We start from the raw sequence: 24,796 nt of genomic DNA on the forward strand, positions 1-24,796 counted from the left end.
ATCTCCTGTCTAATTAATGCTCAATTTTAATTCACTCAGTTCTTCGTTAATTTCTTCAATGTAATTGAATACCTGATCTACTTCCTCAAGCGCATTGGATCTCTCTGACTCCAAATACTCAATGCGCGACTGCATGCGCTCCCAATTTCTATCTGGTTTATCAGGATTGTAAAAATCTAACGCGTCCTGCACCATTTGACTACCTCCATATTTCCTGATATTCTTGAGGTATAAATTATCGTTGAAAATATTTATACCTCACATCTAACCACTCCTATGGCTAGGCGTTTTTTATTTGTAAATAACCTCAAACCCCCAATCGCCACCGAGAAACGAACTCAACGCCCTCACTCTTGCATCTATCCAGTCAAACGTGTCGTATGTCCTAACATCACGCTCGACAATCACACCATTTTCTGTTCTTACCGCTTGAAACACCTTAATCACTCCCTTACATCTTCCAGACCGACAAATAATAAAATGTTTGCTGATTTTTTAGTTACCAATCGACTAATTAGCTTGTCATTGTACATAGTGCTTAATTCGCTCCGTGTGTTATTTGAAGTGATAATGGTACACTTAGTCCTTTTATCGTTTTCGTCCACCTCGTAGCGCGCGTCAGCCACTCTCATGTAAAACTGTTGTAAACGCTCGGTTGCTTGACGAACTGAACCAGCCATACCGACTTCGGAACCAAAATCATCAATCACTAAGACATCTACTTCTAACATTGATTTCTCAACGCGTTTTAATTTAGCTTTAGCTTGCAAGTCTGAAAAATCAAACATCACCGCTTCACGCAAGGCTACAGCACTAACAAACATGGTCGTCTTATTCGTATACTTCTCAAACGCATCAACTATCGCTAATGTCATGGCTGTTTTACCAACACCGGCAGATCCGTTTAAGAAAACATTGAATGCTTCACGTCTTAATCGTTTGAACAAGTTTTGTGTTTGCTTTTTAATTTCAATCGCTGCCGTTTTATTTTGTTGTCGTTCTGGTAACCAACGTTCAAATGAAAATGTCGTCTTCTTACCTGACGGCCACAAACTATCGCGTTCGTAAACCTTGCGTTTTAGTGCCAGATAATCTTGGGCTGATTGTTTTTCCGCTTTTTGATCTATTGCAACCAACCGTTTTTGCAATTCATCTTGACTAAGAAACTCACCACCCTTATCTCTAATCCATTGCTTAGCCACATCTGATACGTTTTGCATTAATCAAACCTCACACCATCTTTCCCCATCACGGCTATTAGTTGTTCCTCTCGTGAGAGATTACTAATATCTTGTTTTGGTTCTGCATTGGGTTTGCCGCGGTGCTTAATCTCACTAGCTTCAATATCAGATACTGTGAATAATTTAGACTGATACCAACGTTTGGTGATTGACAATACATAATTTAAATTACTGACACCATTCACTACTGAAATTTCAAACGCTTTGTTCAAAATATTAAATGACTCATCAGTGTTGCCATTTTCTTTGGTGAAATCTATCAGCTCATCATTTAATTTTTGAGAAGCAATTGGAGAAATTGTACCGAAGCCATTTTTTTCAAACACCGCCACCAATTTTTGGTAGCTTGTTTCTGGTTGTTTCTCTATATCTTTCTCTATCTCTAAACTCTTACTCTTACTCTTACTCTTACTCTTACTCTGTGTGACATTTTTGCGACTGTCTTGCGACAATGTCGCATTCTCTGTTTTAGCCCGTTCTAATCGCTTTTGTTTGGCTGCTTCAGTTTCAGAACCTATCATTTCTTCAATTTGGTTCATATATATTTCGCCACTGTCCAATATGTTAATTAATCCAATTTGTTCAAACATTTTCATCGCAACTCTGACGGTGTCTACGTTTGAATTAACTAGCTTAGCAAGTGTTGGAATATCATAAGGAATGATTGTATTGCCAACAACTCGTTTCAAATACCCATCAAGCTTCAAAGATTTCAAGCACATTTTCAAATAGATAAGTGCGTACTCTTTTCCGTTTGGTTGATCTTCAATGTATGCCATGGTGTCGTCATCGAAGAAATCTTCTTTGAGTTGTAGCCAGAAATAACGTTTTTTTCTGTCTGCCATCTCTACCCCTCTACCGCATGATTAATTTGCCATGCTGCTTCTTCTGGCGTATATCCCATTGAGATGAGCTTTTCGTAATCACGCTGTGCTTCGCGCTCATCAAACTTGCGTTCGTCGTGTGTGAACCAGACAATGCCACCAATGATGATGACGAACCATACTACTGCTGTTATCATGTGTTACCTCCTAATCGAAATTGTATTGCGTCTTAGATGCGATAAATTTAAGCACCCCTTGTTTCGGGAATTTCAAACGGCCGTTACCATCTTCAAATTTCGGAAAACCTTTCATGCTGACTAAATCATAATAATTTTCCTTGTTGTATCCAGTCATCTTTTGCAGTTGACCGATTGATAATAATTCTGGGAAGAATAGCACTTCTTCTTTTTGCGTTAATGTCATAAGTATGCCTCCTAATCAATGTCCAATGGCATGTATGAAACATCGTTGCCATTGGATTGAATTTCGCTATTAGCAATCAATGCTGATCTAATAGCACCATGAAACATTTCTTTTTGAATGAAATATTCATATTCGATTGTATTTTCCGTATGCGGATCAAAATCACTAGATGAATTCATCATGATTGAATCTGCTTCCGCTAACAGAGCAATTACTTTTCCCGATACTTTTTGGTATGATTCTTTATTTGTCATATTTTTTCCTATGCCGTCTCATTTAAATCCAGTGGAATTTGTTCAATAATCGTTTTTGTTGCCGTCGATGGTTCCCATGTATCAATGAACCGAATAACTGAATCGTAATCTTTAGACTTAATACGCGAACGGTTGCCAGCGCCTGTTACCTGTTTGATCTGACTATTCAAGTCTTTAAACAATGGACCGCGATTTTCTTTAGATATACGATGTATCGAAGCGTAACTGTGAACACGATGTGTAACTGCTGTCCCTATTGCTCCGTAGTCCGTGGCGTTAACAGGTTGATTTTCTATGAATGTGTCTACTTTTTCATCAATGTGTTCAACACGTTCGCTAACTTCCAAAATTGAATCATTTTGCAATTTCAGCATTTCGGTTGGTGTTAGCTGTTTAAGTTGATATCCTCCCGTTTTACGAATTCTTGGCAAAACTTCTGACGTGACCCAATCTTGGAAATTTTCAGCTGTTTCGTTATTAGCTTTGATTGCTAATTTATAAAACTGTGGTTCGGTGATGAAATCACCTCGTTTTATTTTCGACACTTTTGTCGAATTTTTTAAATATTGATTAACGCGGTTCCAAATCACATATACAATTCCATTATTCTTCGTTTCAACCAATCCCAATCCGATTGCTACGCTTTCTGCATCGAACATGACTTGTCCGTTTTCTTCTTTGACTTTCAGGTTGTCAAATACCTTAATTTCTTGTGTCATGTGACACCTCCTATACTCCAGTTAGATCTCGCATAATCCTAATAGCATTTTCTGCCGCCGGACCTTGCGTTCTTCCAGATACGATGTTCGACCAATCTGCCGGACTTAAATTTCTGCCTGACTTACCATTGATGTAGTCTGCAATTTCTTTGTTACTCATCTTTCGTAAAATACGCGCAACCGCTTGTATCTGGTCAATTACTGGCGCGGTCTTAAATTCTAGAACTGCTCGTTCCGTCATAACTAAACTCCTTTCTATTATGTTTAGCAAATTTATTTGACAACTATAAAACTTTATAGTATGATTGCATTATTAAAAACACTAACAACAACCCTGTTATCACGCGGTTTGTAAACTCTCACATCTCATATCGCGGGGTGTTTTTAGCAACGCTTATTACAAATATCTTTGCTGTATCTATAGAATACTATAAAGTTTTATAATTGTCAACTTTTTTCTATAAAGTTTTCTATTTTCAGCAATTTATACGGAGAAATACTATCATGACCCTATTTGACAGAACAAAAGAAGCTGCACAACTACAAGGATTATCGGTATCAATGCTCGAGAAACGGGCAGGAATATCAGAGAATGCGTTGTATAGTTGGCGAAAAAGTAGCCCTAAATCAGAAAACCTACAAAAAGTAGCTGACGTCTTACATGTATCAACAGACTATTTACTTGGTCGCACTGACGAACCGAACCATTATATGACGGAAACAGAAAAGATGTTAAGCGGCGTTGATTTATCTGAAGCCATTGACCGTTCTATTCCATTAACTTATGGCGGTCACGAACTAGATGATAATGATAAAGAAATAATACGACGCCTATTTGAGGAAAAATAATGTATGAATAACGAAGAAAAGGTTTGGAATGTTCTTGAAAAATTAGGGTTAACCGTAACCGTTTATGACAATCTTCACGCTAATGCCGTGACTGTTGATAAACAAATATTGGTTAGCGGAACTATTTTAAATAGTACTGAATTTGTATATGTAATGGCTCACGAAGTAGCGCATTATGTGCTTCATACAGATCATCGCCATAACAGCATCAAAAATGAAGCAGAAGCTAATAGATGGGCTATCAGATTTTTAACAACAGATGTTCATCACATCAGAAGTTATGTTGAATTTATGCAAATAAACGGTATCCCGGGTAAATTACTTGATATGGTACAAGATGTATTAACACCGATAATGCTTTCACGTGTAGAATAAATATATGTGCCAAGCAACCACATTAAAAGGTTTTGGGAGAGATAATATGTTAAGTGGGATTTTGTTGTTACTGTGGATTGTAACATCTATAGTATTTTTGGTAACGCTAATCATATTTATAGTTGAAAAACAAAGAAAAAAACAAGGAAGTATAAATAAAAAAGTACTAATAATAATATTTGCTATTGGGATTATTTTTTTAATCGCAGGTATCACATCCGGCAATTTAAATAAAGATAGTAATAGCAGCTCAAATAATAAAAAAACAGCAAAAGAACAAACTGTCTATAAGGTCAAAGTTGACAGTGTAAAAGTAGATGATATGTCAAATTGGGAAATTAAAGGAACTACAAATGCACCAGATGGGGCGAAAATGTTCGCCACTTACGGAGACAAGACAGACAGTGACTTTTTTGGAATAAACGCTGCATCTTCAAAATCTACTATTTATTGGTCAACAACTAGAAATGGTAGATTTACAATGCTGGTTGATCCATTGACCATGCACTATGAAAAAGCGTATCAAGGTAATCAAGCTGTCAAAGCTTATTTGTTTGCCGTGACAGGATTAAAAGGAAAATTAGATTATTATAGTCTAAATCCGAAAATCAATAGTAATTTAAAGTCAACCATTATTGATAGTATCAAAATAACTAATTTAACATTAAGCGACTCACAAGCAAAATATTACAACAATTTAGGAAGTTCAAGTTCTAGTTCTTCATCAAATAGCAGTGAAGAATCATCGAGTTCTTCATCATCAGATGCAGATACTGATTCATCATTAAGTCCCAAGGGAACTGCAAAAGATCTAGCTACAGGCACGTGGTCAGCAGGAAAAGATTTTGATAAAGGTTATTATAAAATAACAGCAACAGGTGGTAGTGGTAATCTAAGTTCAACTAATAATTCAGATGGATTTGATTTTTCAGCAATATTAGGAACAGACGCAGATAATGATTTAGGACAAGTTACTTCTTATACTGGATTTATATTAAAAAATACAGAATTAGAAATATCTGGTCTTCAAGGCGTCCATTTAGAACCTGTTAGTCCAACACAAGAAATAGATATTACTAATATACCCGCTGGTGATTATATAGTAGGCGGATCAATACCAGCTGGTCGTTACAAATTATCTGCTGTTCAAGGAAGCGGTAATGTCACTTCGACGGGTGGTTTAAATGAGGTAATAGGAACTCAAGCTGATACAGATATTAATCAAGTTACTAATACAACTGTCACATTAAAATCAGGCGATATATTGACAACCGGTCTTCAGCAAATATCGTTATCAAAACAATAATAAAATAAAAAAAGCACACCTTGTCGGGCAGACAATCAGGTGTGCTAAAGACTAAACGCACGGGGCGTTCTTTTATATTATACCATGTAAGCCCCTTTTTTAAGTATGAGCTTGAGGAGGCTTTTTATTATGGCATCAATTTATAAACGCGGTACTAGTTGGACGGTAAATGTGTCATTGGTTACTGGCGGAAAGCGTACTAGAAAAACAAAATCAGGGTTTAAAACAAAACGCGAAGCTGGTATATGGGCTACTACTATTGAAAATAAAAAGAATAATGATGAGCTGTCATCTGTTTTTGTTCCTGATATTACTGTGCCTGAATATTTTGGCAAGTGGTTAGAAATTTATAAGGGTAATATAAAGAGTAGCAGCATGACCGTGTATTTAGCCACGCTACACACAATTGAACGTAGTGACATACTTTCTACCACCAAAGCATTTAAACTAACCAGAGCGCGTGCGCAAGAGTACTTAAATGAATTTGGGACTACACACGGCAGAGCAACTACTGCAAAGCGAAAAACACAATTAAAGTCAGCTTACCAAGATGCAGTTCTTGATGGACTGATTAGAACTAACCCATTTGAAAGAACGGTAATAACTGGAAGTGATCCAAAAGACAGTGAGTTGAAATTTTTGGAAACAGAAGAATATTTAAATTTAATTGAAGAAACAAAAATAGTTAGTTCGCCAACAAGAGACATCATATTAATAGGCGCGTTAACAGGCGCAAGAATTGGGGAAATATTAGCTTTAACTACCGACGACATAAAAGATGGTATCATTGATATTAATAAGACGGAACAATCAGCAACTCGAAAAATAGACACCACTAAAACAAAGAATTCTATCAGACAAATAGATGTTCCGGTATGGCTCACTGAAAAGTTATTAAATAAGTATCATGGAAAATTATTCAATATAACACAGGTTGCTGTTAATAAGGCTTTTAAAAAATTGCAACGACAATTAGAATTTAAAAATATTGTTTCATTCCATGGATTGCGCCATACTCACGCTAGTTATTTAGTATCACAAGACATATCGATTGAGTACATCAGTAAAAGATTAGGACACGCTGATACAACCACCACGATGAGAATATATGCTCATCTTTTACACTCGAAACGTCAGCAGGAAGTTAAAAAAACGATCGAATTATTTAAATAAAAGGCTACAAAAAGGCTACAAAGCAACCAATAAAGTTGATTTGTAGCCTTATTTTTTATCCTGGGCAGTTTACGAACCAGTCCAATAAACAATTTATTGATTTTGATAAATGCGTATTAAGTATAACAAATATTTTGTGAGAATACTGCTTAAATGATCATTTTATACGATATATTTAAAGTTATTTTTTATGATCCCTTTGCGTTAATGCTTGATTAATACGACGCGCATTATTGTGTCCTTGTTTTCTGAAATAGATAAAAATAATGATATAGGTAATCACGAATGTTGGTATATTAGTAATCGTAATCACATGACTTCCAAAAGTTAACCAGATGAAAATACCATATGTTAACATCTCTAAAATGAAATGACTAATGAGTTGTGCCATAAACGTTATTTTATCATACTCAAATATGAGAGATAATAAGCCCATAATTGCACTCATGGTCATTAACAAGTAAAATTGCTTCATTGTTGGTGTGCCATGATTTAAAGTAAACGATAATAATGAGATAAATGATCCAACGCCAATGCCAACTAATAGATAGGTTATTGATTTTTTAAAGTATTTCATCTTCTGCGCTCCCTTCCAATCTACTTAGAATACCCTTAATAAACCGCCTAGACACAGTAACGCGTGTCTGATTTGTCAAAAAAGCATAATAGTTACCAGAAAATGCAGATTCCATCTTTGACAAATACGACAAATTCATGACTTCAGATTTAGAAATTTGCACAAAATCATATTTTGAATTTTCTTCTAAAAATTTTTTTAGTGTCTTTCTAGTCGTTAATTTCTGGTTATTTTTTAACGTAAATGTTAGATCATTGCCAAAACTTTCAACGACAATAATGTCTGCCTTATCCACAACTCGAATATTGTCAGCCGTTTTAATGGCAAGTTGGCGTGATGATGTATTTTTGGATTTAAGGTACCGTGCTATATCCGCTAATTGTTCAATATCACTACCTGAAATAAGCACTTGAACATCTTTTAGTTTGTCATCAATATTGATGTTTATTTCCATTATTATTGCCCACAACCACTTTCATAATTACGCTAAGAATACCTAATAAAATAAATAGATATAAACCTATTTTACCAGATATATAATCTGTATCATTGAGACGATTTGTATAATCAGTTATAAATAATTTAATTGGCAAATAATTCCCTAATTTACCAACATTCAGATTACCCATAATTCCCGAAACAATCATGATAACAAAATAGCTAATCATAGAAATACCATAAACACGCGAAAATTTCTTCAAAAATGTTGTGAGTAAAAATACAACCATAAAATATATAGCCGCGTTTAAAATTTGAAAAATACCCATTTGAATCATTATTGATTGACTTGGTATCAACAAGTTAAAATGCGATAGAAAAATCCAAGAGTATATGATGCTGGACAATAAAACAAATCCTGTTAATGCTATAAATTTGTGTATAACTTGTGACATACGTGAGTAACCAAAGAGTTCAGCGCGTAATGTGAAACCTTGTTCTACTTCTTGCGAAAACAATGAACTAAATCCAACAAGTACCATTGAAAGTGGTATCGTACAAAAGAAAGTCAAGTAAACTTGGTTCAGTGCTTGCGGTACATTAGAATAACTACTACCAAACACGAATGCCATCATTGGCGCGAACATAAATCCAAAGAATAACGTTATCATATTGCCTAATAAATTTTGAAATTCAAAGACTAATTTTCTTTTTTTAATCATGTCATTGTCCCTTCGTGATTGCCGTATAAACCAATTCAATATCACCTTGTGTCCGCCTAAAATCATCACCATTATCAATAAGTTGTCGCGCGACTGAATACTCTTCCTCCGGCTGGTGTATGCTAATACTGTTCCCCGCATTATTGCCGACAATAAAGGCTGAATAGCCGATATATTGATTAAACAAATTCTTTGGTTTATCAAACGCCATCACTTGTCCATCATGAATAATTAGTAATTTATCCGCTAACTGTTCAATCTCTTGTGCATAGTGCGTCACCATAATAACAGTTGTTTGATGTTGTTTGAAATATACTTTTAAATGATTAATGAGTGCCTGTCGACTTTCAAAATCAAGTCCAGTCGTCATTTCATCTAAAAATAGTAATTCTGGTTCTTGATAAAGGACCATGATTAAACTCATACGTTGTTTTTGTCCACCAGATAAATTCTTAAAATGCAAAGACAATTGTGATCCAAAATCAAAAAAATTAATTAATTCAGCCAATTTATCATCTCGCTTAATACGTGTATTTAGTAATCCCTCTATTATTTTTTGATTCGTCATGGTATCAACGTAGTGCTGCTCCTGCATTAATACTCCTACATTATCAGTCTCAAGTGTTACTTGCCCCTTAAATCGCACTAATCCCAAACAACTATTCACTAACGTTGATTTTCCTGACCCTGATTCCCCCATCACGCCAATAATCTCGCCTTTATTGATGTTCAAATTTGGCACAGTCAAAGCAACTTTACTACCATAAGTTACGCTTAAATTCTTAATTTCTAACATAGTATCTCCCTTCTCTTACTGGCTTTATTGTAGCAATTTAGGACATCAAAAAAACCGCTTTTGTGATAAGCGGTTACATACAAGCTATAAGATTTTTGTTTAATGTATCAATGCAAGAACAACAAAATTAATCAAAAAGAAAGCGGATACGATTAATAGTACAGGTGAGACTTCCTTAAATTTGCCTAAGGCAAACTTCACAATGATAAAGAAGATGAAGCCAGCCGCAATCCCATAAGAAATTGAGTAACTAAAGGCCATAAACACAGAAGTAAAGAATGCCGGTATAGCAACCTCCAATGATTCCCATGAAATTTTCTTAAATTCACCCATCATCATAATACCAACTAAAATAAGCAATGGTGAGGTAGCTGCTGTCGGCACAACACCCACGAAAGGTGCAAATAATATCATCAAAGCAAAGCCTATGGCTGTGACAATATTTGCCAATCCAGTTCTGGCTCCTGCAGCCACACCAGATGCTGATTCAATAAAAGTTGTTGTATTTGATGTACCGACAATGCCAGCTAAAGCTGTTGTAAACGTATCAACAATTAGCGCACGATCCATTTTGGAATTGAAACCATTACTAGAATCAAAAGCTTTTTGATCTTGTTTTGAAAAAATACCCGTTTGATTCCCAATACCAATTAATGTGCCAATGGCATCAAACAATCCGCTAAGTCCCATAGCGAAAATCGTAACCAACGCCAATGACGCATTATGCCAATTATTAAATAAACTACCTATGCCTTGTGCTCCTAATGACTGACCAAAAACATGACCCAATTCACCAAATGCATGACCAACTGATGTACCAGCACCAATGTGCGTATTCGTAACACCCATTGGAATCCCAATTAGTGTGGTTACTATCAACGATATCAGAAATGCACCCGGTACGCGTCGCATAACTAATATAATTAAAATAATAAAACCAATTAATGCTAGTACCGTACTTGAACTATTGAACTTAGTTAATTCTGGCGTCACACCACCGTTAGCTAAAATACTATTCAACGCGCCATGTACTTCGCCAGTAAAAGGTTTGCCATTTAATGTGATGATATTTCCCGGATCAACAATAAAGTTAATAAAGCCAGCATTTTTTAAACCAATATAGGTTACAAAAAGTCCAATACCACCGCCAATAGCTGCTTTTAATTCAGATGGAATTCCTTGAACGATAGCCCGTCGGCCGTGTGTCAACGTAATCACAATATCGACTAGGCCAACTAAAAATACAATAGCCAATGCCTGTTGCCAAGTAAAGCCAAACCCAAATACAATGGTATACGTGAAGTAGGCTTGCATACCAATACCTGGTGCCAGCGCAAATGGCACGTTAGCAAACAGACCCATGAATAATGTACCAAAAACTGCCACTAAAATGGCTGCTAAAAATACAGCTTGAGTTGGTATGCCGGTCTGTCCTAAAATTTGGGGGTTTAAAAAGAAAATATATGCCATTGACACAAATGTTGTAATTCCGGCAACAATTTCACGACGAACAGTCGTTTTATTCTCTTTTAATTGAAATAATTTCTCCATTATTTTCTCCTATACAATGATGTCAATTAACAGCCTATTTGTATGAATATATTAATGGAAAATAAAAAATTGACGCACAAATGGCGATCAATTCAGTAACTTATTTATGATAGTTCCAGCATGGGTGCTGGCTAGAAACAATCGACCATTATTCGATACTATATCAGCTAAATTTCACATAGAATAGTTTAGCATTGATATTCCAAAATAACAAGTCTGTATCATGATTAGCATGTAAAAAAATAGGTTTGGTGTTAGAAATATATACTGTCATGGCGTTATCATTCAAATGATCTAGGACATCTTGATACTCAAAAAACTAAAAACCGTCTGCCACTAGTCAGTTTGAGCATTTTTACCAACTAGCAGTTTATATAAGTAAATAACAATATGAATAATCATCACTAAAGCAAAAATAATATAAAACCGTTGATGTGAATCGAATCCATGGGTGATGTATCCATAAAGTAAAACAATTATAGTTGCTAATAATAAACCAACATTGAAAATATTGTCTACTGTTTTACCGATTTTCTTTTCTAGTAACACTTCCTTATAATTTTTATCTTCACGTATCAATTCATCGAGTGAGATATCATATATTTCTGATAAACGAATAATGTTTGATATATCCGGATAACCTTTTCCACGTTCCCAATTTGAAACAGCTTGACCTGATACGTTTAAATTTTTAGCCATCTGTTCTTGTGATATTTTTCTATCTTCACGTATGATTTTTATTTTTCATCAATAAGCATTTGAGTCCCTCTTTTGATAATTAATAATATCATCTTATCAGTAAAGCGTTTGTATTGTCACTAAAGTATTACTTGAGTTGCTTTTAGGCTATAGTAATTCTCCTCGTCACATAGATTTTTTTAAAAGATCGGGACGCTTACAAACATATTTTATCATCAGCCACCTCCAAACGATTATTAACTAACTGCACTGTTTGTCCAAATAGTTGGTCACTTTGTCCTTCTTTCAAATTCGAAAATAAATCTAGTACTTCTGTTATCTTCGGTGTTGTCATGCCTTTCTCACCTTTTCGTATGGCAGTGCCGGAAATATTATCTCGTCGCAATTTCACAAATGGCTTAATCCAAGTTTCGTCATAGATATCATGTGATAACATACCACCTTCATCCGTTCCCAATAAGCCATGCAACTTCATATGGGGGTGGCGTTTTTTGATAGCTTTAATAATGGCATAAAATCCATCTTTTTGATAAAGGTTGGGTTCAAATAATATCTCTACTTTATTCTCTAACCCAGCTTCTTTTATTGCAATTTTTAACATTAATAAACGATTTTCTGCCTCGTAAAAAACTTGACCGGTTGGAAAAAAATTGACAAGTGGGTCAGCAATCGCTGATTTTTCATAGTAACGTTTACCAGCACGCTGATCAACAATCTTAATCATTTTCTTATCTAAAAGATACTGATGAATCTTAGGAATAACTGTTGGGTGAATGTAAACTTTATCTAACTGTCGTTTATCAATGAAATTCTTTAAAATTGCAATATGTGACTTGTGTACGGGGTTAAACGTCCCTAGGAATAAGCCAATCCCACCTTTAGATGGTAGAAACCCCCAAATATCTGTTATCAAACTGATGAGTACGCCAATGACACCCAGCAGTAGCCCCATAATAATGAAAAACACTTGCACATTCTTGTATCCTAGTGCAGCCAATGCACTGATAATTACATTCAAGCTCAAAGCAAAAAAAATATTAGCGAATCGATTCCCTTTCCCATGATTACTTAGCGTAATTGCCAGATATTGTAGGCCTTGTGATGCCAAAGAAGTTAAACAAACAGCTCCAATTAAACCACCAACCATTTTGAGATTATTAGGATCGATAATATTTCCTTTAACTAGCAGACCTAAGGCTAGAAAATTGTAAAGACTCTGCCATACTAATTTTGCTAACTTACTAAGGAAACATCGAACCAGTTAACCTAAAACCTTTTTGTTCTAAATAAGTACTTATAAGTGTGAAAATGGGTAAGAACAGTGCTGTAAAGGCGCTAACGCCAATCAAATAAAGATTCGCATATTTTCCAGTTGGTACAGCATAAGCAAAGTACATGATCAATCCCATACTCAGTGCAATTTTCAAAAAAATACTATGAACTATTTTCATAAAAAGTCTCCAATTTTAATTTTTGTGATACGACGGCTGGCAGATGCAACAATTAAGCTACTTTCAAAAACGAGTAGTAAAATAATGACAATGTCATATGATAACGGCAACTGAACAGAAAATTGTGTTAATCCACCTAAATTAACAAGACCATTCAATAAAAATGATCCAATAAATTTATCAAGAATCAAGCTCAATCCAATGCCCAGAGCAAGTGCAAATCCCGATCTAAATAAATACTGAATTTTCAACTGTACGTTGGTGAAACCTAACATTTTTTTCAAGGCTAACTGCCGTTTTTCTGTTTCAATCGTCAAGTAGCTCACGAGATAAACAAACAGTCCGGAAATAACGAGTGTCAAAATTAAGATCATATTGGCTAACAATTTAACTGCAGTTTGGATTGTTGTGATTAAACTTTTTGAACTTGCGCTTATATCTGTCAGTTGGACATTATCTCGGTGAAACCCAGCCAACAGCTTATCTTTCTGACTTGTACTTTTCAGGTTAATATAAGTACTGTTCATTGGTAAATCTAAATCAACTAAACTGTACGCTTCTTTTCCTAGGTTATTAATGGTTTGATATGTCCCCACAATAGTCATCTCTGTGTTATTAGATAGCTGCGTTTTGACATGAACTTTTTGTCCAACTTTAAGTTTTAATGTTTTTATGAGATTACTTGATAGCAATAATTCATGCTGGTTTTTGGGCGTATGCCCTGATAATACTTTCATTTCAGACGGCATTTTACTGTAACGGTGTAAAGGTATCACTTCATTTTTTAGAAGAACCTTAGTTTCTTGAATATAACCACTTGATTTAATTGGCGTCAGAGCATTGATTTGTTGTAACGCTTCACCTCGTATTGTGTTATCTGGCGTGCGCATGACAACATCAACCTTTGGTAATCCAAAAAGACTGTCAACATGACCTTTAAAGCCTTGATTGAGAGTGGCAATCATTAAACTCAAAAATAAAAAAAGTCCTATCACAAGCGTAAAGGTCATATAATGTCCAATTTTTTGAATATAGTCTTTAAATGCCACCCCTATTTGCAGAGGTAGCGGATTTTTAATCAAATTAAAATTAAATTTGCCTTGATTGGATTTACTTTGCCCATCTTGAAAAACTGATGCTGGCGAAATACTACCAGTCTCTTTAAGTGATAATAAGATAATCATCATGGAGAGACCTAACATCAGCAAAGTGATAGCAAGTACAACAACAATATTAAGTGATATATGTCTAACACTTGTAAAGCCATTTAAGTGCCAGAAAAATTTAAATGCTAAATTACTTGTCACAAAACTCGCCAGTATAGCAACAACTAGCCCAGCTATGTTACTCAATAAAAAAGCAGACACATAAGCCAACTTAACTTGACGACCACTCATGCCTAACGTTTTGAATGTCGCAATTTTTTTACGATCCTTGGCTATGCCAGACACAAGTGCAAAGCGTATCACAAACTGACAAATTCCAAACAAGAAAATAGCAGCTAAAATAATAACCAAAGCCACAATAGTAGGTAACATCGTGTAGGCTTTCTGAATGTAGCCTTTATCATAAATCAAATCTGCTTTTAGTCGATCGTGATAATCTGTTAAAAGCTTCTCTGAATTTTTAGGTGCTTTCACTAAGTTAACAAAGGCCAGCTGAGTCATTTGGCTACCTTTTTGAGCTATCAAAGTATTGAAAGTCGTTTGTGACACAATGCCCTGCTTATACTTGAACAGTGGGCTACCAAGGAGCTGATCTTCGTAAAATCCCTTCACAGTCAAATTTTTATCACCAATTTGAATCGCATCACCACGCTTAAAATTACCAGTTGATTCTAGGTATGACGCAAGTACAATCTCATGGTTTGACGGTGCCTGTACATTGAAATGTGAGGTATCATCAGAGAGCAGCAAAGTAATATTTTGCTTATCTTTGCCTTCAACTTGCGTCATAAGACTAGGTGCAGATGACACCCTTTTTACATTTTTAAGACCTTTTAAATCAGCCGCCACATCTTGTTGCGTATCTTGTTTGACAAGGATATCAGGTAACTTATGAGTGCGGTATGCTGTTTGATAGTGCGAGACATTTGCTTGATAAGCAGTTAAGACCGTAATCATCGTTAAACTTGATAAAAAAGTTAGAATAACAATTGTCACCATAAAGGCTTTTTGTCCTAAAATCAATGACTTGATAATCTTTTGCATGTTACCACCCCATCTCTAGTAGCCAAGCTTCAACTTCTGCTCGCCTAGTTTTGAGTTGACTAGCGTCATAAGGTGTAAAACGACGATCACCATAAATCTGCCCATCTTTGATGAACAAAATTCTATCAGCACGAAGCGCTGCCTTTAAATCATGTGTGACCATGACAATAGTTTGTCCGCTTTGATTATTTAAAGTGAGATTATCTAATACCTCTATACCAGAAGTTGAGTCCAAGGCACCAGTTGGTTCATCTGCAAAGAGGATTTTCGGTTGATTAATCAAACTTCTAGCAATCGCCACACGTTGCTTTTGACCACCTGATAAATGATTAATTGCTTGATTGGCATGAGTCTCTAATCCCAAGCCAGTAAGCAAATCTTTAGCACGTTGTATCACTTGCTTTTTAGTCTTTGATTTCAGTAGAAATCCTGGCAAACACACATTTTCTAACACACTCAAATGTTCAATCAGGTTAAATGATTGAAAAATAAAACCAATTTCTTTGCGTCTAAATCTTGATAATGATTTATCAGAGAGTTTTGTTAAGTCTTGGTCTTCAAAAATCACGTGTCCGCTTGTCGGCTGATCCATGGTTGATATGTTTTGTAGTAGTGTTGATTTCCCTGCACCTGAAGGTCCCATAATCACGGTAAATGCCGATTCAAAAATGTCTAAATCAATGCCCTCTAAAATTTGGTTATTGTCGTCATATCGCTTAGATAAGTTTTTAACTTGGATAATACTTTTCTCTATCATTGGTTTATGCCCCTTCTTGTGATATATTAACTATAATAAACAGAAGTTATATTATTCACAATAAGGGAAAAAAAGTATACTATGCCAACTACCTGTCCAGTTCAAGACACAATTGCTGTCGTTAAAGGAAAATTTACCGTTGAAATTCTAGAAGCGATTCATAATGGTTATAATCATTACGGCACGATGAAAAACCAGATTCCCACTATCAATCCTAGAATCCTTGCGACAAGGATAAAGGACCTTGAAGCCAATGGCATCATTACACGGGAACATTTGCCCACTATTCCGCCACAAATTGCCTATCATTTTACAGATAAAGGATTAAAGCTATTGCAACTCGTGCCTGAAATTAAGGCTTGGTATGGTGATTATCATGAATGAGTTATGAGTTGATTCATTCACCTAATTCGAATTTTGGTGTCCAATCGGCAAAAAACTCCTCGGTAATTTAGCATACATATCAACATATAATACTATGATAAATCTATAAAGCACTTGATTTTGAATTATCGAATGTCGTTAAAATTACTCGAAATAGATATTAAAAACGGATGACCAGCAAATTGCCGATCATCCGTTTTTATATCGTTGAATATTTTGTTTCCAATCGGCTCAAATCACCTGGATCCATCGATGTTCTTAAGCCACTAAACAGTTTTGCTCGCTCCTCTTTTTCTGAAAGTTCTAACACCATTTCAATAGTCTGCATTGACGTTCCATTAATTTTGACTCTACCACTACTGATGATTAACGTGAGTATCCTAAGAAACAGTGGTTGCAAATTTTCATCAATTTCATCAATTTTTGATGTTACTAGATTGAGACTAATTTTCTCGCTACTTAATTCCAAAACTTTCTCTGGATTCGACAGGAGTTTACCAAGCTTAACCTTCGAACTTTCACTATTTTTTCTAAACATTCTAAAAATAATATCAAAGTATTTATTAGCTTGACTAGTCATAATTTCTTTCAACCACTCATGTTGATGAGGAAAATCATAATTCGTGTAAAAAATATACCTAAAAATCGTATATACATTAATTTTATCCCACGTAATACAGTCTTCTGATGGATTTATTTCATGTAGTGCAACAACAGCAACATTTTGCTCTATCAATGGATCATTATAACCTTCATGTAGAGCAAAAAGAGTAGCATCTTTAAATGCGCCTGTCCCTTTATTACCTAACCGATATGCTGATGAAAAACCTTTAAGATCATAAATTGTCTTTGGAATACTATCCTTGTACATTTCATAATGTCTTCCCATCATGAAATGACGAATATTATCATCTTCAATATCATTAATTTTTTGTTGTGCAAGCTCTTTATCATCTGGAACTTTTTCAACTACAAGTTTAAACAAATCAAGATAACTTCCTAAACTTGAATTAATAAAGTGATTGTAAGTAAATTCCTCTCCCTTATTTTTATCAGGGTAAGGTAAATCAAAATCACTTGAATCTATTTGCCAAAAAGCTGTGCTGGCCTCAGCAACGAAATAATGACTATTCAATAAATTTTTAAACATCTGGGCATCATAATAATCAAATTTAGAGATTTTGATGTCACTGTACATTTTTATAACGTCGTGGACCATCTCATCATCTGACTTTACTTCGCTACTTTCTTCAAATAAATACCAACAATACCAGTCCTTATATTCATTATAAAGTTGTTGGATATTGTCAGTAAACAGTTTTACAATTTTATTTGCAACTGTCGTTTCAGGGTTAACAAGTATCTTTTTGAAAAACTTCGTAGTTCCAGCAGCAGATTGCTCAAAAAGGTCATTTTCCAACCCAAATTGAACACCATTATTTTCGTGTCTTGTTAATTTTTTAACTATGACACTATCATTATCCAAAGCCAGATCTTTCTCCGTCACAAAAGAAGTTTGCTGAACTTCCTTTGCCACACCACCAAAAGTCATGCCATCCTCATACTGTACTTTTTCAATGTCTCCACGCAATTGTATTATTTCAGAATGATTTTCAGCAAAAAAATTATTGAACAAAAAACCTAAATTTTTATCGGAAAAATCAACCTTACTGATAATTTGACTAACAATATGCTCAGAGAGTTTTTTCTTCTCATTAACCTTCATTAATATTTTGATAAATATAGGATGACACAATAATCTTTTATCTATCTTACTTTCCCAGTTTTTATTCTCTATTTTAAATTTATCATCTAAAATAGCATGAAAAAGCTGAGAAAAGCCACCATCGTCGATAATATCTGCAGCAGATTCCAATATTATAAGTTTAAAATCATCACTGTTTAATATATTGATAAGTTCTTCTTGAGCTTGAGGTACCAAGTTATAAGTTAGTGGGTTTTCCGCGTCATAGTAGCCTTCCTGATAGCTATGCTTTTTAATTTCTTTAACTAGAAACCATCCCATAACATTTGGCCAATCATAGAAACTCAAATACTCAATGTCCGGTTTAGATCCCAATGATTTCTCCAGATTTAGAGTTTGTTCTTCAAGTAATTCTAATCCTCTAAGAAAAGAAACAGCAGATTCTATGCGGTATGCCCAATTTTGTTCTCTAATATAGTTAATGATGCTATCAATTTGGGCAGGATTTAAAACCTTATGATTTGTTTCTAATGCCTTCCAAATTGATTCAGGAATATTTTTATCGCGACTTTCAAAAATATCACTACTTAAAATTTGCGGCACTCGTTTTGTAATAATTTTAGAATTCAAGCCATCAAAATAGTGTTCAAGACGTCCAGAATCCGTATTGTTTAATATGTTTACAATGATTTCATCTGGTGTATTTTCATCTCTAAATTGATACCAATCATCATTACTTTCTGGATATGCTACATTACGTATGTCATTAACTAATTTTTCCACAAATGAAGATAGCATATTATAATCATCACCATACCAAAAAACTTGTGTGTGATTTTGATCAGAGTGATAGTCTTTAATAATTTTTCTGATATAATCACCTGACTCATCCTCTCCATGATTTGAAGCTAAAAATGAAACATGGTCACCACTTATTCCAGAAAGAAGCGAAAGTATCTCATCCTCTTCCATACTAGAGCCAAGGAACACCAGCAAAAGTTTTTTCTCATCAATCCAATGACGAATCTTGCTAATTGGCTGGGAATCAGAATAATAATGTTTTTTGTATGAGGATGATGAACTAATAAAATGTTCTGGTCTACCACTTGGCATACCATGCAAATGAATAACCGTATTCAGTGAAACCTGATCTGTTCGCTCGTCAAAGTCTTCAATATCAGTGACCGTTGCACTAACTGTTTTCATATTATCAAGATGCTTTTCAATCTGATTATCATAGTTTGTCGTAATATAAGAAGCATCAAGATTTGCTAATTTCGTTAAGACAGGATTATATTCAGTGATGGGTGGTAACGCTTCAAAATAGTATTTCTCAAAGTCTAGCTGCCTCTCTTCAAAAGTGTCCTGACCAAACGCTTGCTTAATCATTTGATGAACTAAGTCAACTTTACGTTTTTTATCAATATTTGAGCTTAAAATTTGGTCCAGCGCGTTAACATATACTCTAGATTTTTGCATTGCAGGGTCATCATTAATATGAGATTCCCAATATTTTATCAATCTATCAATATATTCATCCCAACTCGGATAGCCTTGAATTCTTGAAATACCCGCACCAATAAAAAACATGAGTTTGCCATTTTTCATTGCTTCGGCCATTTTGTTAACAATTTGCTCGTACTCAGGATGTGTATGAAATTTAAACTCTGGCATTTCAATCCTTTCTCATTTTATTGCTTTCACAGTATCTTCGATAAAATTGATTTCATTATACCTCCAAAAATTTTTGATTAATATCACATGTTATGCTGGTGACCTAATTCATTTCATTCCCCACACCCTCAAACTTCGCCTTCATCGTCGGATTACCACGTGTTAGTTTCTTAACGCTCACATCATCCAACTTATTATTAGCTAAACGCAATTGATTCTCAGATGTCGTCAATGACCGTTTAACGGCTTCCATGCGTGCAATCGATTTATCAATCTCGTCAATAGCATTTTTGAAATTCTTTGAAGCACTCTGGTAGTTTTTACCAAAAGCACTTTTAAAGTTGGTTAGATCACTTTCAAAATGCGTAATATCAATATTTTGTTCACGAACTTGTTCTAATTCCTGCTTATATGCAACAGTATTCAGTGCAGCGTTACGCAACACGCCGATAAATTGAATGAAGAATTGCGGGCGAATAACATACATTTTTTCATAGTCATTAACTTGCACAATGCCTGTATTATATAAGTCGCTATCAGCTTCAAGCATTGAGACAAGGACGGCGTACTCAGTCTCTTTTTCACGACGATCTTTGTCTAATTCTTTAAAGAAATCAGCATTCTTATGCTTAGAGGCTGTTGTGTCACCTTCGTTCTTCATATCAAACATAATACTAACAAATTCAGTCTCATCTTGATAATCACGGAAGATAAAGTCGCCTTTTGAATTCGTTTCAGATAGGGTATTGTCTTTTTCAAAATAAGCATTAGGAAAGGCATATGGGCGGATTTTATTGAATTCAGTCATCGCATACTGTTCCAAACTTTCACCAATCTCTTTAGTTGATTGACGTGCCTTGAAATTCTTATAAAATTCTACCTGTTCGTTTGCCGTCTTTAATTGGGCTTCATACTGGCTTTGAATATTAGCGAGCTGTAACTGCTTTTCTTGGTCTTTTAATTGCAATTGAGACGTTAACTCTGACAATTCCTGTTTCCGTTGCGCTAATTCACTTTGTGTTGCCGCATCTTTTTTCAATAACTGCGTTTCTAAGTCAGATTGGCTTTGTTGCTTAATTGAAGTAATCTGAGCTTCAAGTGCAACAATTTCTGATTCTTTTTTAGTAATAGTTTCTTGTAGGTCTAAGTCTTTTTGCACTAATTGTGATTTAAGTTCAACTTCATTTTGTTTGGCAATGCTTTTAAGCTGTGTTTCTAATTCAACGATTCGTGTTGCCTTATCATTAATATTTTCTTGTAACTGTTGTTTTTGTTGCTGTAGTTGGTTCGCTAACTCGGCCTTAGTTTGTTTGTCTTGCTGCAATTCCCAGTCTTCCTTAGCCTGTGCCAACTTTTCTTCAAGAATTTCCGCTATTTTGCCATTAATCACACTGGTATCAATATTCTGCTCATCAGTTAGGTCAACAACATCCCCTAATTGGGCAGCTTGATCCAAGACAAGTTCTGTCTGTGACGCAATATGAAATTTAATTTTTGACATACTCAGTTAGTCTCCTACCCGCTGCTTTTTAGCAAGCGCAATTAGTTTCATTATAACAAAAATTGTTTTAACAATTAAATTTTATCATACCAATTTAATAAAATATCTGTATCACTTACGTAAATAAAAAACGTCTTAAACTGCACTCCAGTTTTTGGGTTCAGTTCCAGACGTTTTGATATACCTATTTATTTTTGACGTTTTTGCATGATGAAGTACAATGGTAATCCTGCAAGTGTTGCAGCGACGCCAATCAATGCTAATTGCCATTCTGTTAGAAGTGTCATTACAATAATGAATAAACCACCTAAAATAGCAATAATTGGCACAACTGGATATAGTGGTACACGATACGGACGCTTTAGATCAGGCTCTGTATGGCGTAACTTAATGACTGCAACAAAAACCAAGGTGTAGAATAACCAAATAACGAAAACCAGCATGTCTGTTAGCATATCAAAGCCACCCACAAACATTAACCCAATCGCTAGGACAAGTTGAAAGATGCCAGCAACATAAGGTATCTGAAAACGATTTAACTTCACTAATTGATCCGAGAAGGGTAAGCCTTTTTCCAAAGCCATGGCATATGGTAATCGCATACCGGTCATTGTATAGCCATTCAACGTACCATAAATAGAAATTAAGATACCAATTGTAATCAACTTACCACCGAAACCACCAAAAATTTGTTGCGCAGCATCCATCGCAGTGTTAGCATTTCCTTGAATCGCACTAAATGGTAAGGCATGCAAGAAAGCATAATTCACAAGCAAATAAATTACCATGATACCGAGTAGACCACCAGCAATAGCGCGAGGCAAGTCACGCGTTGGATTTTTCATCTCACCAGCAATATTGCCGACATGAATCCAACCATCATAAGCATACATGGTTGCCAATAATCCAGCTCCCATAGCAGAAGCCCAGCCACCAACCGCATGACCCGGAGTCACTGGGAAAATACTGACGTCAACACCCCCTGGCTGTAATAACCCAAAAATAATAATTAGTGCCAATGGAATCAGCTTGAAAAATAAAGTAATCGATTGAAATTGACCAGCAATTTTTGAGCCCAGCATATTTATGGCTGCGACTGACACCAGTGCGGCAATTCCGGAAGGAATAATAGCCATATATCCCCAGTGAAAGAGATTAGCTACCTGCGTGCCAAAAATAATGCCTTTAGCTGCCAAACTAGCTGGAAAATAAATAATGATTTGTGCCCAACCTAGTATGTAACTTGCTAATTTACCGTAGGCGCGTTCGATATAGACCAACATACCACCGGTTTGTGGTAATGCAGCGGCTAATTCAGCCCCTGTCAAACCCGCAGCTAAACTGATCAAGCCACCAACTAACCATACAAACAATGACATGCTCGTTGAGCCTGTCGCATCAGCGACACTTGAAGCCTTATAGAACACACCAGCACCAATGACTGTTCCCACGACAGTTGAAATTGCCGGAATTAGCGTCATAGTGCGATTAAGATTTTGATTTGTCCCCATTTTTTCCTCTTTAACTACATTTAATCATACTCTTCTATATTACCAGTTTGCGCGCCGCAAAGAAATCACTTTACTCATTTTTTTCCCGATACTGATTAAAACTGAAGTAGCATCATTTACTTGACACTAACTTTTTTTGATGATATTCTGTTTTGAGATAGTAATAGCTACTGACACGATTAAAATCGTGTTTGCGTTATCCTGCAATAGTGGATGTAGACTGGGCGTTGTCAATGCGACGCCCTCTTTTTTATACACTTTTTTACAAAATTGAAAGAAAGCGTGCTTATTTCTCATGACAAAAATTCAACAGCGTGCCTTAATATTATTGGTCGGCTCACAACTTTTAATTATGCTTGGTATTGGTTTGATTATTCCAGTTGAACCTTATATTAAAGCAGATATGTCACTCACAGCAACTGATATGGGCATCATGGCAGCCTTATTTGCTGCTGTCCAATTTATTGCCTCCCCCATCATCGGTCGTTTTTCAGACAAATTCGCACGTGTACCGCTAATTGCTGCTGGTTTGCTCCTTTTTGCCGTTTCAGAGGGTCTGTTTGCATTCGGTATTGGTCATTCACTCTTGCAGCTAAACATCGCACGTGCCTTAGGAGGATTAGCGGCAGCATTGTCAATGCCAGCGATTACTGCACTGGCATCAAACATGACAACGAGTGAAAATCGTGCGCGAGTTATTGGTTGGCTATCAGCTTCATTTAGTGGCGGTATTATTTTGGGTCCAGGTATCGGTGGTGTGCTAGCGAATATCGATCACACCTTACCTTTCTTTGGTTCTGCGATTTTAGGTCTGGTTGCTTTTATCATCTTTATTCTTTTTATGCCTGACGAAAAAAAAATTCGCATAACACAAAGTTCAACGCAATATAATGATATCAAATTAACCGGTCAGTTTTGGTCTGTCGCGCTAATCATGTTACTCATTATGATTCTCGTAGCTTCATTCGGATTAGCAGCATTTGAAAACATGTTTAGTCTCTATTTTCATGATGTTCGCGGTTTTAATTTAACTGAAATTGCCTGGTTTTTAGTTGTCAACGGTTTCTTATCATTAATCATACAGGTTGTCTTTTTTGAAAAAATGGTACGCTATATCGGTGAATTAATGGTCATTCGTATCAGCTTCATATCAGGATTTCTAGCCATTATATGGATCCTGTTTTCGCAAACTAAATGGGAAGTCTTTGTCGCCACACTCATCGCCTTCGTTGGCTTTGACATCTTACGTCCAGCAATCACGACATTATTGTCACATGTGAACGAGGAACGACAAGGTCTAATCAACGGTTTGAACATGTCCCTAACCAGTGTCGGTAATATCATTGGCCCAGTGTTAGGTGGTGTCCTCTTGGATATCGGTAGTAACTTACCTTACACATTTGTAGCGGTTATTTTAGCAATTGCTAGTGTGTTGACGTTTACAATTCGGTTTAAGAGATAAAAATTGATTTTCTTTTTAAAAGCATCTTGAAAAGGATGTTTTTTTATGTTCAGTGTTGGTAATACAGCTTCTGAGTAATCTTGGTTTAATTGAGAATACCAAGTATGTTTTAATGACACACGATCAACGTCTTTGTTAACGTAACCCGCATTCATCTTATTATCATTAAAATTACGGTTACGATATTGCTCAAA

General features: G+C 35.5%; 27 protein-coding genes. 6 read left to right on the plus strand and 21 right to left on the minus strand.

Translation table 11 applies throughout. The annotated features are described in order from the left end of the window. Nucleotides 1-9: 9 nt before the first annotated feature. From EUI_RS0104040 to EUI_RS0104080, 8 genes are all read right to left on the minus strand, one after another. The gene (locus EUI_RS0104040) at nt 10-195 is read right to left on the minus strand and encodes a hypothetical protein (RefSeq protein WP_010016298.1); all 186 of its coding nucleotides are present in this window, start codon (nt 193-195) and stop codon (nt 10-12) included. Nucleotides 196-443: 248 nt separating this feature from the next. Then, nucleotides 444-1,220, minus strand: a complete 777-nt coding sequence (locus tag EUI_RS0104050) for an ATP-binding protein (protein WP_010016301.1) — start codon at nt 1,218-1,220, stop codon at nt 444-446. Then, nucleotides 1,220-2,086, minus strand: a complete 867-nt coding sequence (locus EUI_RS10225) for a phage replisome organizer N-terminal domain-containing protein (RefSeq protein WP_010016302.1) — start codon at nt 2,084-2,086, stop codon at nt 1,220-1,222. Before EUI_RS10225 ends, EUI_RS0104050 begins: the two co-directional genes overlap by 1 nt. Before the next feature lie 2 nt (nt 2,087-2,088). Next, nucleotides 2,089-2,262, minus strand: a complete 174-nt coding sequence (locus EUI_RS10620) for a hypothetical protein (protein ID WP_010016303.1) — start codon at nt 2,260-2,262, stop codon at nt 2,089-2,091. Nucleotides 2,263-2,272: 10 nt separating this feature from the next. Continuing rightward, a complete protein-coding gene (locus tag EUI_RS0104065) occupies nt 2,273-2,488 on the minus strand; it encodes a hypothetical protein (protein ID WP_010016304.1) in 216 nt (71 codons plus the stop codon). An 11-nt stretch (nt 2,489-2,499) separates the two neighbouring features. Further along, complete coding sequence (locus tag EUI_RS0104070) at nt 2,500-2,742, minus strand: hypothetical protein (RefSeq protein ID WP_010016305.1); 243 nt, start codon at nt 2,740-2,742, stop codon at nt 2,500-2,502. Between the two features lie 8 nt (nt 2,743-2,750). Beyond that, nucleotides 2,751-3,461 (minus strand): BRO family protein, encoded by a 711-nt coding sequence (locus EUI_RS0104075; RefSeq protein ID WP_010016306.1) that lies wholly within the window; start codon nt 3,459-3,461, stop codon nt 2,751-2,753. Between the two features lie 10 nt (nt 3,462-3,471). After that, nucleotides 3,472-3,702, minus strand: a complete 231-nt coding sequence (locus EUI_RS0104080; RefSeq protein WP_010016308.1) for a hypothetical protein — start codon at nt 3,700-3,702, stop codon at nt 3,472-3,474. 263 nt (nt 3,703-3,965) lie between these two features. Between EUI_RS0104080 and EUI_RS0104085 the strand changes: the two genes are divergently transcribed. From EUI_RS0104085 to EUI_RS0104100, 4 genes are all read left to right on the plus strand, one after another. Then, the gene (locus tag EUI_RS0104085) at nt 3,966-4,310 is read left to right on the plus strand and encodes a helix-turn-helix domain-containing protein (protein ID WP_010016309.1); all 345 of its coding nucleotides are present in this window, start codon (nt 3,966-3,968) and stop codon (nt 4,308-4,310) included. 3 nt (nt 4,311-4,313) lie between these two features. Then, nucleotides 4,314-4,685, plus strand: a complete 372-nt coding sequence (locus EUI_RS0104090) for an ImmA/IrrE family metallo-endopeptidase (RefSeq protein WP_010016310.1) — start codon at nt 4,314-4,316, stop codon at nt 4,683-4,685. Between the two features lie 46 nt (nt 4,686-4,731). Then, entirely contained in the window at nt 4,732-5,991 is a 1,260-nt protein-coding gene (locus EUI_RS0104095) for a hypothetical protein (protein WP_010016311.1), read from the plus strand. A 129-nt stretch (nt 5,992-6,120) separates the two neighbouring features. Further along, the gene (locus EUI_RS0104100; RefSeq protein ID WP_010016312.1) at nt 6,121-7,164 is read left to right on the plus strand and encodes a site-specific integrase; all 1,044 of its coding nucleotides are present in this window, start codon (nt 6,121-6,123) and stop codon (nt 7,162-7,164) included. 181 nt (nt 7,165-7,345) lie between these two features. Here the strand turns inward: EUI_RS0104100 and EUI_RS0104105 are convergent, their stop codons facing one another. From EUI_RS0104105 to EUI_RS0104145, 10 genes are all read right to left on the minus strand, one after another. Next, nucleotides 7,346-7,741, minus strand: coding sequence for a DUF3021 family protein (locus EUI_RS0104105; protein ID WP_010016313.1), 396 nt, complete (start codon nt 7,739-7,741; stop codon nt 7,346-7,348). After that, nucleotides 7,728-8,195 carry a LytTR family DNA-binding domain-containing protein gene (locus EUI_RS0104110; protein WP_010016314.1) on the minus strand — a complete coding sequence of 156 codons (468 nt, stop codon included), beginning with the start codon at nt 8,193-8,195 and terminating at the stop codon, nt 7,728-7,730. Before EUI_RS0104110 ends, EUI_RS0104105 begins: the two co-directional genes overlap by 14 nt. Next, a complete protein-coding gene (locus EUI_RS0104115) occupies nt 8,173-8,901 on the minus strand; it encodes a hypothetical protein (RefSeq protein WP_010016316.1) in 729 nt (242 codons plus the stop codon). Before EUI_RS0104115 ends, EUI_RS0104110 begins: the two co-directional genes overlap by 23 nt. 1 nt (nt 8,902) lies before the next feature. Beyond that, entirely contained in the window at nt 8,903-9,697 is a 795-nt protein-coding gene (locus tag EUI_RS0104120) for an ATP-binding cassette domain-containing protein (RefSeq protein WP_010016317.1), read from the minus strand. A 99-nt stretch (nt 9,698-9,796) separates the two neighbouring features. Next, a complete protein-coding gene (locus EUI_RS0104125) occupies nt 9,797-11,248 on the minus strand; it encodes an NCS2 family permease (protein ID WP_010016318.1) in 1,452 nt (483 codons plus the stop codon). A gap of 336 nt (nt 11,249-11,584) precedes the next feature. Next, entirely contained in the window at nt 11,585-11,989 is a 405-nt protein-coding gene (locus EUI_RS0104130; RefSeq protein WP_259655602.1) for a helix-turn-helix domain-containing protein, read from the minus strand. A 154-nt stretch (nt 11,990-12,143) separates the two neighbouring features. Further along, nucleotides 12,144-13,094 (minus strand): nucleotidyl transferase family protein, encoded by a 951-nt coding sequence (locus EUI_RS10065; RefSeq protein ID WP_224156793.1) that lies wholly within the window; start codon nt 13,092-13,094, stop codon nt 12,144-12,146. A 94-nt stretch (nt 13,095-13,188) separates the two neighbouring features. After that, a complete protein-coding gene (locus EUI_RS10775) occupies nt 13,189-13,398 on the minus strand; it encodes a hypothetical protein (RefSeq protein WP_224156792.1) in 210 nt (69 codons plus the stop codon). Further along, a complete protein-coding gene (locus EUI_RS0104140; RefSeq protein ID WP_010016320.1) occupies nt 13,395-15,608 on the minus strand; it encodes an ABC transporter permease in 2,214 nt (737 codons plus the stop codon). Before EUI_RS0104140 ends, EUI_RS10775 begins: the two co-directional genes overlap by 4 nt. Nucleotide 15,609: 1 nt before the next feature. Continuing rightward, complete coding sequence (locus EUI_RS0104145; RefSeq protein ID WP_010016322.1) at nt 15,610-16,365, minus strand: ABC transporter ATP-binding protein; 756 nt, start codon at nt 16,363-16,365, stop codon at nt 15,610-15,612. Nucleotides 16,366-16,446: 81 nt separating this feature from the next. Between EUI_RS0104145 and EUI_RS0104150 the strand changes: the two genes are divergently transcribed. Then, entirely contained in the window at nt 16,447-16,749 is a 303-nt protein-coding gene (locus tag EUI_RS0104150) for a winged helix-turn-helix transcriptional regulator (RefSeq protein WP_010016323.1), read from the plus strand. Nucleotides 16,750-16,948: 199 nt separating this feature from the next. Here the strand turns inward: EUI_RS0104150 and EUI_RS0104155 are convergent, their stop codons facing one another. The 3 genes from EUI_RS0104155 to EUI_RS0104165 all read right to left on the minus strand — a co-directional run bounded on the left by EUI_RS0104155 (nt 16,949) and on the right by EUI_RS0104165 (nt 23,140). Next, nucleotides 16,949-20,128, minus strand: a complete 3,180-nt coding sequence (locus tag EUI_RS0104155) for an SIR2 family protein (protein WP_010016324.1) — start codon at nt 20,126-20,128, stop codon at nt 16,949-16,951. A gap of 103 nt (nt 20,129-20,231) precedes the next feature. Then, nucleotides 20,232-21,629, minus strand: coding sequence for a DUF2130 domain-containing protein (locus EUI_RS0104160; RefSeq protein ID WP_010016325.1), 1,398 nt, complete (start codon nt 21,627-21,629; stop codon nt 20,232-20,234). Between the two features lie 188 nt (nt 21,630-21,817). Continuing rightward, nucleotides 21,818-23,140 carry an APC family permease gene (locus tag EUI_RS0104165; RefSeq protein ID WP_010016327.1) on the minus strand — a complete coding sequence of 441 codons (1,323 nt, stop codon included), beginning with the start codon at nt 23,138-23,140 and terminating at the stop codon, nt 21,818-21,820. 295 nt (nt 23,141-23,435) lie between these two features. On the opposite strand from EUI_RS0104165, the gene EUI_RS0104175 reads away from it, so the two are divergent. Continuing rightward, complete coding sequence (locus EUI_RS0104175; RefSeq protein ID WP_010016330.1) at nt 23,436-24,602, plus strand: MFS transporter; 1,167 nt, start codon at nt 23,436-23,438, stop codon at nt 24,600-24,602. Nucleotides 24,603-24,796 lie beyond the last annotated feature (194 nt).

The organism is Leuconostoc gelidum subsp. gelidum KCTC 3527 (genome assembly GCF_000166715.1).
GTDB lineage: Bacteria > Bacillota > Bacilli > Lactobacillales > Lactobacillaceae > Leuconostoc > Leuconostoc gelidum.